This is a genomic window from Mesorhizobium sp. M4A.F.Ca.ET.022.05.2.1 (assembly GCF_003998845.1).
GTDB lineage: Bacteria > Pseudomonadota > Alphaproteobacteria > Rhizobiales > Rhizobiaceae > Mesorhizobium.
This window is the reverse complement of the sequence record NZ_RZOJ01000166.1, coordinates 1-11,725: the sequence shown is the minus strand read 5'-3', so window position 1 is coordinate 11,725 and position 11,725 is coordinate 1. Positions and strand designations below refer to the sequence as shown.

The following is an 11,725-nucleotide window of genomic DNA, read 5'->3' as shown; positions in this document are numbered from 1 at the left end:
CCGCCGATTCCAGGCGGCGCCTCTCGCCGCTCACCCGCACCCCGGCGGGCGTGCTCGCTGTCGTGAAATCTTTGAGAGAATATTTCCTGCCAGGTTCTTGAGAAGAAAAGCGGTTCTTTGCCCAATCGGGCGACATTGCCGATGCTGGTATCAAGGCTTCGCATCCCGCCAAGCCGAAACGATTTCAGGATCGCAAGGAAAGAACCATGTCCGAACGCGGCAACGCTTCAAAAACTCTCGCTACGTCAATCACCAGGCGCGCTGGACTTGCGGCGCTTCTTGCCTCGGCGCTTGCCGTTGTCGGCCTGGCCGCGCCGACGCCTTCTTTCGCCGAGGACAAGAAGGCGATCAAGGTCGGCATCATCAGCGGCGAGGATGAAGATGTCTGGCGCGTCGTCGTCGCCCAGGCGGCCGAGAAAGGCCTGACCATCGAAACGGTCGTCTTCAACGACTACACGCAGCCCAACGAGGCGCTGGAACGCGGCGAGATCGACGCCAACGCTTTCCAGCACAAGCCCTATCTCGACAACCAGATCAAGACGCAAGGCTATCACATCGTCCCCGTCGGCTATACCGGCGTCTGGCCGATCGGCCTCTATTCGAAGAAATACACCAAGGTCGCCGACCTGCCGGAAGGCGCCGTCATCGGCCTGCCCAACGATCCGTCCAACGAGGGCCGCGCCCTGCATGTGCTGCAGAACGAGGGCGTGATCAAGCTGAAGGACGGCACCGGCATCCTGGCGACGACCGCCGACATTGCCGAGAACCCGAAGAAGGTCGCCATCAAGGAACTCGATGCCGGCATCGTCGGCCGCTCGGTCGAGGATCTCGACGCGGCCGTCGTCAACACCGACTGGGCGCTGAAGAGCGGCCTGGGTCCCGACAACCGCATTGCCCAGGAGCCGGTGGCCGACAATCCCTACCGCAACTTCATCGCCGTCAAGGCCGGCAGCGAGAACGAACCCTGGGTGAAGACGCTGGTCGCCTCCTACCAGAACGAAACAGTGAAGGCCGAATTCGACAAGGTCTACAGGGGCACCGGCATCAGCGCCTATTGATCGGCGCCTGGCTTGCAGCAGCAGGCGGCCCGCTGTTCGGCGGGCCGCTATCGCGTTTGCGGATCGCTGAAACGGAAAGAAAGATGAACCAGCATGTCACGGCCGAACTGGCCGATCCGGCGCACGGCCCTCCGGCGGATCGGGAAGATGTCGTCCGCCTCGTCGACCTGAAACGCCGCTTCGGTGTGACGCCGGCGCTCGACGGCGTCTCGCTGACGGTGCGCAAGGGCGAGATATTGGGCATCATCGGCCGCAGCGGCGCCGGCAAGTCGACGCTGATCCGCTGCCTGAACGGGCTGGAGCGCCCGGATACCGGCGCGGTGTTCATCGAGGGCCGCGAGATCGGCCGGCTCGGCGAGCGCGCACTGCAGCCGCTGCGCCGCCGCATCGGCATGATCTTCCAGCATTTCAACCTGCTTTCGGCCAAGACCGTCGAGGACAATGTCGCGCTGCCGCTCAAGATCGAGGGCCGGCCCCGGGCCGAGCGTCTGGCGCGCGCGACTGAACTGCTGGAACTCGTCGGCCTGTCGGAGAAAGCAAAAGCCTATCCGGCCGCGCTGTCGGGCGGCCAGAAGCAGCGTGTCGGCCTTGCCAGGGCGCTTGCCGCGCGCCCCGCGCTGTTGTTGTCCGACGAGGCGACCTCGGCGCTCGATCCGGAGACGACGCGATCGATCCTCGCTTTGCTCAAGGACATCAACCGGCGGCTCGGCCTCACCATCCTGCTCATCACCCACGAGATGGAGGTGATCCGCTCGATCGCCGACCGCGTCGCGGTGATCGATGCCGGGCGGATCGTCGAGGAAGGCCCTGTCTGGTCGGTCTTCGCCGGTCCGAGGTCCGAGATCACCAGGAGCCTGCTCGGCGGCATCCGGCCGCAACTGCCTGATGAGATCGCCAGCCGGATGGCTGCGGGCATTGGCGTGGAGACGATCCTGAGGATCGATGTCGCCGGCGAGGCCGCGCGCGGTCCGCTCCTGTCGGACCTTGCAACCGCTGTGCCGGGACCGTTTCGCCTCGTCCATGGCGGTATCGATCATGTCCAGCAGCAGCCTGTCGGCACTTTGTTCCTCGCGGTGCCCGGCAACGATGCCGATCGACTGCCGAAACTGATCGCGTTCCTGGAGGCCCGCCAGGCGCGGGTGGAGGTGCTTGGCCATGTCGCCGGTTCTGTTTGAGCTTCTCCTCCGTTCGACCTGGGAAACGGTGCTGATGACCGGAGCGTCCGGCCTCATCTCGCTGGTCTTCGGCCTGCCGCTCGGCCTGGCGCTGGTCGCCACCGATCGCGGCGGCATCGCCGAAAGCCTGTGGGTAAACCGCGCCCTCGCTGCGGTCATCAACGGCTTCCGCTCCGTTCCCTTCATCATCCTGCTCGTCGCCTTGATCCCGGTCACGCGGCTGATCGTCGGCACCTCGATCGGCACCTGGGCGGCTATCGTGCCGCTGTCTATCGCCGCCACGCCCTACTACGCGCGCATCGCCGAAGTGTCGCTGCGCGAGGTGGACCACGGACTGATCGAGGCTGCGCGCGCCATGGGCGGCAACCGCTGGACGATCATCCGCGAGGTGCTGGTGCCGGAGGCGCTGCCGAGCATCGTCGCCGGCTTCACGGTGACCCTGGTGACGCTGGTCGGCGCCTCGGCCATGGCCGGCGCCATCGGCGCCGGCGGGCTTGGCGATCTCGCCATCCGCTACGGCTACCAGCGCTTCGAGACCAGCGTCATGGTCGCCGTGGTCATCGTCCTGATCGTCCTTGTCTGCGGCATCCAGTGGGTGGGCGACCGGCTGGTCGCCAGGCTGGATCGACGCTGATGATGGGAGGGCCGGAAGTTCTTTGCCCGCCGACAGCGGAATGCAGCGCCGGCTTTGCGTCATTCACGCCGAGATTGGATCGTGCGTTGCTTGGGCCAGGGCCGCGCGCATGGCATCGTGGGGGCGGGGTCGCATAGTGCCGCGAAAGGAGCCTGACCATGGCCCGAATTATCCCCGTGCTCGATCTCGACCGCCTCGACCAGGGCGCATCGGAACTGCGGACGTTTCTGTTCGACCTGCGCACTGCCGCCCGCGACGTCGGCTTCTTCTATCTCTCCGGCCACGGCATATCGGCTTCTGAAATCTCCGACGTGCTCGATGCCTCGCGGCGGTTCTTCGCCTTGCCGGAGGCCGACAAGCTGGCGATCGAAATGGTCAAATCCTCGCAGTTCCGCGGCTATACGCGCGCCGGCGGCGAGCTGACCAAGGGCAAGGCCGACTGGCGCGAGCAGCTCGACATCGGAGTCGAGCGGCCGACGATCGCGCAGGGGCCAGGCGTTCCGGCCTGGACGCGGCTGCAGGGGCCGAACCAGTGGCCGCACGCCCTGCCGGAGCTGAAACCGGCGCTGCTTGCCTGGCAGAGCAAGGCGACCGAGGTGGCGATCCGCCTTCTCAAGGCGTTCGCGCTCTCGCTCGACCAGCCGGAAGACGCCTTCGATGCGATCTATCGCGACGAACCCAACCATCGCATGAAGATCGTGCGCTACCCCGGCCGCGACGCCACCGGCGACGACCAGGGCGTCGGCGCCCACAAGGATGGCGGCTTCCTGACCCTGCTGCTGCAGGACGAGAACAAGGGGCTGCAAGTCGAGTACAGTGGCAATTGGGTGAATGTCGACCCGATCCCGCAGACGCTGGTGGTCAACATCGGCGAATTGCTCGAACTGGCCTCGAACGGCTATCTGCGTGCAACGGTCCATCGCGTGGTTACGCCGCCGTCCGGTGTCGAGCGCATTTCCGTGCCGTTCTTCTTCAGCGCCCGGCTTGACGCGACGATCCCGCTGCTCGACCTGCCCGAGGACCTGGCGGCGGAGGCGCGCGGTCCCGCAAGCGATCCCGACAATCCGCTGTTCCGCGACGTCGGAACCAATGTGCTGAAGAGCCGCCTGCGTTCCCACCCGGATGTGGCGCGCCGGCACTATGCCGATCTCCTGGAGACGGCAGCGGCTGGCTGAGGCCGCGGTCCTGCTTGCGCGATATTTTTTCGCGCTTCGGCTCATATTTGGAATTCTGTTCGTCGCAAACATGCCCAACAAAGCCCACATACGGCACATCGTTCGGCGTTCTCCTCCCATTGCGCCGGACGGTGTTCCCCTCTGAAGGTTTGACCTTCATTTTTGGCCGGGCCGCATTCGCGCCCGGCCTTTTTCTTTGCTGATGGGTTCTGTCAGGCGAAGGCGAGGCGGATGGTTCCGTACGGGCCGAAATCGGCGGCTATCTGGTCGCCGTGCCGGCATTCCACCGGCCGGATGAAGGAGCCAGACAGCACCACTTCTCCGGCGGAGATGCGCATGCCGTACTGATGCAGACGGTTGGCCAGCCAGGCGATTCCTTTCGCCGGATGGTCGAGCACGCCGGCGCCAAGCCCGGTCTCCTCGACCTCGCCATTGCGCGACACGATGGCGCCGATCCAGCGCAGGTCCGCCTCGCGCGGCCCGGCCGAGCGGTCGCCGACGACGATGCCGGCATTGGCGGCATTGTCGGAGATCGTGTCGAAGAAGGTGCGTATCTTGCCGCTTTCCTTGTTCATCCGCTCGATGCGGGTGTCGAGGATCTCGAGCGCGGGCGTGATGTAGTCGGTGGCGTCGAAGACGTTGTCGATCGAAATGTCGGCGCCGGCGAGTGGCGCCTTCATGACGAAAGCGATCTCCGCCTCGATGCGCGGCTGGATGAAGCGGCCGGCCGGAACCGTGCCGCCTTCCTCGAAAAACATGTCGTCGAACAGAATGCCGGAATCCGGGATGTCGATGCTGAGCGCCGATTGCATCGCCTTGGAGGTCAGGCCGATCTTCCAGCCCTTGATCGCCAGCCCCGACGCGACCTTCCGCTTCACCAGCGCCGCCTGCACCCGGTAGGCGTCGTCCATCGTCGCCTGCGGAAAGTCGAGGCTGAGCAGCCGGATCTGCCGGCGCTCGCGCTCGGCCTCGTACAGCCTCGCCGCGGCATCCTCGACCTGCGCTTCGGTCATCATCGGCCAGCTCCCTCGTCGACCACGCCGTTGCTGAGCAGGCCGATACCTTCCGCCTCGACCTCGATCACGTCGCCCGGCTTCAGCCAGATCGGCGGCTCGAAGCGGGCGCCGGCGCCGGTCGGCGTGCCGGTGACGATGATGTCGCCGGGCACCAGCGTGGTGAAGGTGGAGATGTAGGCGATGATCTTGCGGAAGGAAAAGATCATGCGGCCGGTGCGGTCCTGCTGGCGGACCTCGCCATTGACGCGGGTGGTGAGCGAGATGTCGGCGATCTGTGCCTCGTCGGTGAACGGCACCAGCCACGGGCCGATCGAACCGGAACGGTCGAAATTCTTGCCTTGCGTGACGTTGAATTTGGCGTGGCGCACCCAGTCGCGGAGCGTGCCTTCGTTGCACAGCGACAGCGCCGCGATGTGGCCGAGCGCGTCGGCCTCGGCGATGCGGCGGCCGCCTTTGCCGATGACGATGACGATCTCGCCCTCATAGTCGAGTTGCGGCGATTCCGGCGGCCGCACCAGCGACGCGCCGTGGCCGACGAAGGAACGCGGGAAGCGGATGAACAATGACGGATTCGAGGGCGCCGCCTGCCCGTCCTTGTACTCCTCGTTGCGGTCCGGATAGTTGACGCCGACGCAGATGATCTTTTCCGGGGAGGGGATCGGGATTTCATAGGCGATGTCCTCGACCTTGAAGTCGGGCGCGAAGGTGTCTGCCTCCTCGGCCAGCCGCAGCAAGGCGCCGGCCTCGATCACTTCGCGCAGCGTCGGCCATTGGCCGTGCCGCGCCGAAAGGTCGACGACGCCCTTGCCGGTGATCGCGCCATAGCGCGTCCTGCCGCCGACGGTGAAAGTGGCGAGGCGCGCCGCGCTCATGCTGAAACTCCACGGTCATCGCTGCTGGCCAACCGGAAGCGACGAGCTCTACGGCGCCCCCCTCTGTCCTGCCGGACATCTCCCCCACGAGGGGGGAGATTGGCTGGCCGCGCGGTCGGCGCTCTTCTTGCAACGTTGAAAATTGGCGAAGGCAGAGATGACATCCAATCTCCCCCCAAGTGGGGGAGATGTCCGGCAGGACAGAGGGGGGCGTGAAGGAACGCGACCATTGAACTAGACCCTACGGCGCCACGATCGGCGACGCCGCCAGATCAGACGGACGCGGCTTCACGCCGGCAAACACGCTGCCTTCCTCGAACCAGCTCCTCGGCGCCGGCGCGCCCCATAGCGTCTGGCGCTGCGGATCCTTGAGGTCCCATTTGATCGGCTCCAGATCCGGATCGACCGTCTGGTAGTCCGAGCAATAGATCTCGATGCGGTGGTTGTCGGGATCGCGGATGTAGAGGAAGAAGGCGTTGGAGATGCCGTGCCGGCCGGGGCCGCGCTCGATGTTCCCGACATAGCCGGTGGTCGCCATCAAATCGAGCAGGTCGATGATGTTGAGCGGCGTCGGCACCCAGAAGGCGACGTGGTGTAGCCGCGGGCCGAGGCCGTTGGTGAAGGCGATGTCGTGCACGCCGCCCTTGCGGTGCGTCCAGGCGGCCCACAGCCTCCCCGTGTCGGCATCCTCGGTGTACTCGGTCACGCGAAAGCCGAGCTCGTTGTAGAAGGCCACCGATTGATCGACGTTTGGCGAAAAGCAGTTGAAGTGGTCGATGCGCAGCGGCTTCACGCCTTTGTAGAGCGCATATTTCTGATGGATCGGCGGCAGCCGCTCCATCCTGGAGTAGAATTCGAGCGGAATGCCGTGCGGATCGCGGGTGCGGAAGGTGCGCGACTGGTAGGGCCGCTCCACCCACTCCACCGGCAGGCCCTTGCCCTTGAAGAAATGCCCGGCCTTGTCGAGGTCCTCATCGGAAAAGACCTTGAAGCCGAGGTCGCGTGCTTCCGCGACCGCGCCTTTGCGCAGCACGATGCAGTGATGGCCGCGTTCTTCCAGCGCGCGCAGGTAGATCGCGTCCTTGGTCTCGTCGGTCACCTGCAGGCCGAGCGTGTCGACATAGAACGCGCGGGACTTCGCCAGATCGGTGACGGCGAGCTCGACATGCGAAAGCCGAATGATATTGAAAGCCGGGTAGAGGTTGGGTTGGGGCAGGGGCATCTTTGGATCTCCGGTCAGCCGCCGAGCTTCTGGATGGAATGCGGCGCCGTGGCGAACGCGATGTTCTTGGTTTCCATGTAGAAATCGAATGACCAGTCGCCGCCGTCGCGGCCGATCCCCGAACTTTTCACGCCGCCGAACGGCGTCGGCAAATGCCGCACATTCTCGGAGTTCACCCAGATCATGCCGGCCTCGAGCGCGTCGGTGAAGCGGAAGGCGCGCGTGACGTCGGAGGTCCAGAGGTACCCGGTCAGGCCGTATTGGGTGTCGTTGGCCAGAGCCAGCGCCTCGGCCTCGTCCTTGAACGAGATCGCGGTCAGCACCGGCCCGAAGATCTCTTCCTGGGCGATGCGCATCTTGTTGGTGGCGCCGACAAACAGCGTCGGGCTGACATAGCAGCCGCCGCCCGGGCCGTCGAACTTGCCGCCGCCGGTGGCGACGACCGCGCCTTCCGACTTGCCGATATCGATATAGGACAGGACCTTTTCCTCATGCACCGGATGGATCAGCGGACCGACCACGGTTTCGGGATCGAGCGGATGGCCGACCCTGATGCGCTTGGCCTTCTCCGCGACCAGCGCCGTGAACTTATCGTAGATGCCTTCCTCGACCAGCAGGCGCGACGATGAGGTGCAGCGCTCGCCGTTGAGCGAATAGATCATAAAGATCGCGGCGTCGGCGGCGCGTTCGAGATCGGCGTCGGCGAACACGATCACCGGGTTCTTGCCGCCAAGCTCGAAATGCACGCGCTTCAGCGTTTCAGCGCCTTGGCGCATGATCATCGAGCCGGTGCGGCTCTCGCCGACGAAGCCGATCGCCTTGATGTCGGGGTGTTCGGTCAGTGCGCGGCCGGCGTCTTCGCCGAAGCCGTTGACGAGGTTCCACACGCCCTTGGGCAGGCCGGCCTCCTCGGCGATCTCGACAAGCAGGCGCGCGGTCAGCGGCGACAGTTCCGCCGGCTTGTGGACGATGGTGCAGCCGGCGGCAAGCGCCGGCGCGATCTTCCAGGTCGACAGCATGAACGGCGTGTTCCACGGCGTGATCACGCCGACGGGACCGATCGGCGCCCGCGTCGTCATGTTGACCTGGTTCGGCGCGCGGATCGTCTGGCCGTCGCGGGCTTCCGGCGCGCGGTCGCCATAGAAGCGGAAGTTCTCGGCGCCACGCAATGCCGCCTTGGCCATGAACTTCAGCGACTGGCCGGTGTCCATGCACTCGACGAAGGCGATCTCCTCGGCGCGCGCGACGATGGCGTCGGCGATTTTGTGCAGCAGCTTCTTGCGGGCATCGCCCGATATCGCCGCCCATTCCTTGAAGGCGGCCTTCGCCGCCCTGGCGGCTCGGTCGATGTCGGCGGGCTTGCCGCGCGCCACCGTGGCGATCGGCTTCAGGTCGATCGGCGAGATCGTCTCATAGGTCGAGCCGTCGGCGGAGGGCACCGCCTCGCCGCCGATCTGGTTGAGCACGCCATGCTTCCTGAAGCGTTCCAGATAAGCCTCGGCCTTGCGCAGATTGTCGTCCAGTGCCGCCATGGGTCTTTCCTGTTCTCTAGCGCTCAGTCACTTGCCACGCAGCCGCGGGTGGATGGCGTTTTTCTTCCAGCTGAGTTCGGCGTCGATCTCGCGGATCTCCAGCGACAGCGCGAAATGCGGCGTCGCGAACAGCGTCGCCAGATGCTCGGACACTGCGGCAAAGATCGCTTCGCCGGCGCTCTTCTTTTCCGCCGCGCTGCGGCCCTTGCCGATACGGAAGTTCATGTCGATGAACCCGTTCTCGGGCAGGCGGTCGGCAATCGCATAGACCTCGGCGCGGAAGGCGCGCACCCGGACTGCACCTTGTTCGAACAGGCCGGTTTCGAGGATGGTCCGCGAGACCAGCTCGCAAAGCGCGCCCATGTCGACCTTCGCGTCGAGATTCGCCGAATATTCGATCGCCATATGGGGCAAAGGTTTCCTCCACCTTTTAATTAACATGTGAATTACATCTTGACGATCGAATGTCAAGCGTCGTTCTCTGTGTCCCGGCGGCGGGATTGCCGCTCCCGGTAAAATCGCGGATATAGCTGCGATCGGGGTGCTAATATTTACCGCGACTCGTACTGGATTGGATTTTTCGGAGACCTGATTTTGCTACCACCGAGCACTCGTCGCTCCCTGCCGATGGCTCTGCTTCGCGCTCGCGAGGTGATCATGGCGCATTTCCGGCCGATGCTTGCCCGCCACGACATCACCGAGCAGCAATGGCGCGTGCTGCGGGTTCTTTCCGAGACTGGGCCGCTGGAGGCCACCGAACTCGCCAACCGCGCCTCCATCCTGCCGCCAAGCCTGACCCGCATCATCAAGGCGATGGAGGAACGTGAGTTCATCACCCGCAACAAGGTCAAGGATGACGGCCGCCGCGCGCTGCTCGCCATCAGCCCGGCTGGTCTGGCGCTGATCGAGGACCTGACGCCCGAGCGCATCGCCATCTACGACGCGATCGAGAAGCGCTACGGCGCCGCCGAGCATGAGCGGCTGCTGGATATGCTGGAAAGCCTCATCCAGTCGGAGTCGACGGAACAGGGCTGAGTTTCGCGCGAGCGCCCCCTCATCCGGCCGCTTCGCGGCCACCTTCTCCCCGCTGGGGAGAAGAGACAAGCGCTGGCGCTGGCGATCTCCTCTCCCCTTGGGGAGAGGTCGGATTGCCCCGAATTGCCCTTCGCAATTCCGGTTGGCAATCCGGGTGAGGGGGCGCCGCTCCTCACCCCCCGAAACTGCCGACCGCGCTCGGCTGCATGTAGTTGCGGCCGACATAGAGCAGCGCCGCCTTGTCGCTGCCGTGGCGGATGTCGACGACGCGGCCGAACATCACATTGTGCGTGCCGACCTTGTTCACCGCGCCGATCTCGCAGTCGAAGCTGACGATGGCGTCGAGCAGCGCCGGCATGCCGGACGGCATAGTCTGCCAGCGCGCCGCATTGTAGCGCTCGGCCATGTCGCGGATCGCGCCGGCGAACTTTCCCGCCAAATGCATGTGCGACTGGGTCAGCACGTTGACGCAGAAGCGCTGGTTGGCGAGGAACAGGCCGGTCTGCGCCGAGCGCTCGTTCATGCAAACCAGCAGCGTCGGCGGATCGTCCGAAACGCTGCACATGGCGGTGGCGGTGAAGCCGCCGCGCCCGGCCGGGCCGTCCGTGGTGACGATGTTGACCGGCGCACAGACCCGCGCCATGGCGTCACGGAATTCCAGCCTCGAGACCTGCGCCTCCATGGCCGGCCTCCTCAGCTCGCCGCAGCTGAAAGCGGCGGCAGCCAGGTGTCGCCGGTCCAGCCCTTCTCGTCATAGTCGGCCATGCATTGGTCGACCAGCTCCTCCATCTGCTTCAGCCGGCCGCCGCGCTCGGCGCCCTTCAGCACCTGCAGCCGCACCTCTTCCGGCGCACCGGCATAGTTGAGCTCGTAGAGCGCGTGGCGGCCGCCGAATTCGGTGCCGGTCGCGTCCCACAACAGCTTCATGATCTTGATGCGCTCGACATGGCCCATGTCGTTGGAGCCGCGCACATATTGCGCGAGGTAGCGGTCGATCTCCGGATTGTCGAAATCCCTGGCCGAGGACGGCAGGTAGATCAGCCCCGAGGCGATCACCCGGCGCACCGTGTCGATGACGCGCGGATAGGCCTCCGACATGAAGGTGCGGTAGGAGAGGGCCGCCTCGAGATTGGGCAGCACCGCGCCGCTGGCCCACGGGATCGGGTTGTGTGCCATGGCGTTGGAAAAGCTCCAGAACATGTGGCGCAGCGCGATCACCTCGCCGAGTGCTGCCTGGTTGCCGCGGAAGGCATCGCCGCCTGTAGCGCGCAGCGCCTTGGCGAGCAGGCCGCAGAGGAAGTCGAGCTTGACGGCGAAGCGCGTGCAGCCCTGGAAGCAGTAGCCGTGCATGAAGCCCGACGCCGGATGGAAGGACAGGATCTTCTGCGCGTCGCGCAGCACCAGCACGTCCTCCCAAGGGATGAAGACGTTGTCCAGCACCAGGATCGCGTCGTTCTCGTCGAAGCGCGACGACAAGGGATAGTCGAAAGGCTGGCCGGTCGTGTTCGCCGTCTGCTCATAGGAGACGCGGCAGAACATCTTTATCCCCGGCGCGTTCATCGGCACGATGAACATCACTGACAGCGATGGGTCCTCGGTGACCGTCGCCGAGCTTTGCGCCAGGAAATTGTAGTGGGTCAGCGCCGACGACGTCGCCACCACCTTGGCGCCCGACACCCAGATGCCGGCATCGTTCTCCTTGGTGATGTGCACGAACACGTCCTTCACGGCCTCGGCCGGCTTGTGGCGGTCGATCGGCGGATTGACGATGGCGTGGTTCATAAACAGGACCGCTTCCTGGGCGCGTTTGTGCCAGGCGAGCGCATTGTCCTTGAACGGGCCGTACCATTCGGCATTGGCGCCGAGCGTGTTCATCAGCGCCGCCTTGTAATCGGGCGTGCGCCCCATCCAGCCATAGGACATGCGCGACCAGTCGGCGATCGCGGTCTGCTGCTGGGCAAGCTCGGCGGCGGAATGGGCGACGCGGAAATATTTATGCGTATAGC

The 11,725-nt window shown here is 65.2% G+C and carries 12 protein-coding genes; 5 read left to right on the top strand and 7 right to left on the bottom strand.

Translation table 11 applies throughout. The features are described 5' to 3' along the window. Window positions 1–206: 206 nt before the first annotated feature. The 4 genes from EN745_RS18715 (at window position 207) to EN745_RS18700 (ending at window position 4,042) form a co-directional block, all read left to right on the top strand. Window positions 207–1,058, top strand: a complete 852-nt coding sequence (locus EN745_RS18715; RefSeq protein WP_126056120.1) for a MetQ/NlpA family lipoprotein — start codon at window positions 207–209, stop codon at window positions 1,056–1,058. An 83-nt stretch (window positions 1,059–1,141) separates the two neighbouring features. Further along, a complete protein-coding gene (locus tag EN745_RS18710) occupies window positions 1,142–2,233 on the top strand; it encodes a methionine ABC transporter ATP-binding protein (protein WP_126056119.1) in 1,092 nt (363 codons plus the stop codon). After that, window positions 2,214–2,867, top strand: coding sequence for a methionine ABC transporter permease (locus tag EN745_RS18705; RefSeq protein ID WP_126056118.1), 654 nt, complete (start codon window positions 2,214–2,216; stop codon window positions 2,865–2,867). Before EN745_RS18710 ends, EN745_RS18705 begins: the two co-directional genes overlap by 20 nt. 158 nt (window positions 2,868–3,025) lie before the next feature. Next, window positions 3,026–4,042 (top strand): isopenicillin N synthase family oxygenase, encoded by a 1,017-nt coding sequence (locus EN745_RS18700; protein WP_127406507.1) that lies wholly within the window; start codon window positions 3,026–3,028, stop codon window positions 4,040–4,042. A gap of 212 nt (window positions 4,043–4,254) precedes the next feature. Here EN745_RS18700 and hpaH read toward each other — a convergent pair whose 3' ends face one another. From hpaH to EN745_RS18670, 5 genes are all read right to left on the bottom strand, one after another. Beyond that, window positions 4,255–5,058, bottom strand: a complete 804-nt coding sequence (hpaH, locus tag EN745_RS18695; protein ID WP_189347379.1) for a 2-oxo-hept-4-ene-1,7-dioate hydratase — start codon at window positions 5,056–5,058, stop codon at window positions 4,255–4,257. Next, window positions 5,055–5,930 (bottom strand): fumarylacetoacetate hydrolase family protein, encoded by an 876-nt coding sequence (locus EN745_RS18690; RefSeq protein ID WP_127421965.1) that lies wholly within the window; start codon window positions 5,928–5,930, stop codon window positions 5,055–5,057. Before EN745_RS18690 ends, hpaH begins: the two co-directional genes overlap by 4 nt. A 241-nt stretch (window positions 5,931–6,171) precedes the next feature. After that, a complete protein-coding gene (gene hpaD / locus EN745_RS18680; RefSeq protein WP_127421964.1) occupies window positions 6,172–7,152 on the bottom strand; it encodes a 3,4-dihydroxyphenylacetate 2,3-dioxygenase in 981 nt (326 codons plus the stop codon). Window positions 7,153–7,166: 14 nt separating this feature from the next. After that, the gene (hpaE, locus tag EN745_RS18675) at window positions 7,167–8,684 is read right to left on the bottom strand and encodes a 5-carboxymethyl-2-hydroxymuconate semialdehyde dehydrogenase (protein WP_127421963.1); all 1,518 of its coding nucleotides are present in this window, start codon (window positions 8,682–8,684) and stop codon (window positions 7,167–7,169) included. Between the two features lie 27 nt (window positions 8,685–8,711). Next, complete coding sequence (locus tag EN745_RS18670; RefSeq protein WP_126056113.1) at window positions 8,712–9,098, bottom strand: 5-carboxymethyl-2-hydroxymuconate Delta-isomerase; 387 nt, start codon at window positions 9,096–9,098, stop codon at window positions 8,712–8,714. 213 nt (window positions 9,099–9,311) lie between these two features. Here EN745_RS18670 and hpaR point away from each other — a divergent pair, with 213 nt between their 5' ends. Continuing rightward, a complete protein-coding gene (hpaR, locus tag EN745_RS18665; protein ID WP_245487765.1) occupies window positions 9,312–9,719 on the top strand; it encodes a homoprotocatechuate degradation operon regulator HpaR in 408 nt (135 codons plus the stop codon). A 172-nt stretch (window positions 9,720–9,891) separates the two neighbouring features. Here the strand turns inward: hpaR and EN745_RS18660 are convergent, their stop codons facing one another. Together EN745_RS18660 and EN745_RS18655 are read right to left on the bottom strand one after the other, a co-directional pair. Then, complete coding sequence (locus tag EN745_RS18660; RefSeq protein WP_127405548.1) at window positions 9,892–10,401, bottom strand: flavin reductase; 510 nt, start codon at window positions 10,399–10,401, stop codon at window positions 9,892–9,894. An 11-nt stretch (window positions 10,402–10,412) separates the two neighbouring features. Further along, window positions 10,413–11,725 (bottom strand): 4-hydroxyphenylacetate 3-hydroxylase N-terminal domain-containing protein (locus EN745_RS18655; protein WP_127421961.1); only part of this gene is annotated, 1,313 nt, incomplete at its 5' end.

What these genes read in the sequence shown, in the direction of transcription:
- EN745_RS18705 (WP_126056118.1), top strand. Translation starts at nt 2,214, where the DNA reads ATGTCGCCGGTTCTGTTTGAGCTTCTCCTCCGTTCGACCTGGGAAACG.
- EN745_RS18690 (WP_127421965.1), bottom strand. Translation starts at nt 5,930, where the DNA reads ATGAGCGCGGCGCGCCTCGCCACTTTCACCGTCGGCGGCAGGACGCGC.
- hpaH (WP_189347379.1), bottom strand. Translation starts at nt 5,058, where the DNA reads ATGATGACCGAAGCGCAGGTCGAGGATGCCGCGGCGAGGCTGTACGAG.
- hpaD (WP_127421964.1), bottom strand. Translation starts at nt 7,152, where the DNA reads ATGCCCCTGCCCCAACCCAACCTCTACCCGGCTTTCAATATCATTCGG.
- EN745_RS18715 (WP_126056120.1), top strand. Translation starts at nt 207, where the DNA reads ATGTCCGAACGCGGCAACGCTTCAAAAACTCTCGCTACGTCAATCACC.
- hpaE (WP_127421963.1), bottom strand. Translation starts at nt 8,684, where the DNA reads ATGGCGGCACTGGACGACAATCTGCGCAAGGCCGAGGCTTATCTGGAA.
- hpaR (WP_245487765.1), top strand. Translation starts at nt 9,312, where the DNA reads ATGGCTCTGCTTCGCGCTCGCGAGGTGATCATGGCGCATTTCCGGCCG.
- EN745_RS18700 (WP_127406507.1), top strand. Translation starts at nt 3,026, where the DNA reads ATGGCCCGAATTATCCCCGTGCTCGATCTCGACCGCCTCGACCAGGGC.
- EN745_RS18710 (WP_126056119.1), top strand. Translation starts at nt 1,142, where the DNA reads ATGAACCAGCATGTCACGGCCGAACTGGCCGATCCGGCGCACGGCCCT.
- EN745_RS18660 (WP_127405548.1), bottom strand. Translation starts at nt 10,401, where the DNA reads ATGGAGGCGCAGGTCTCGAGGCTGGAATTCCGTGACGCCATGGCGCGG.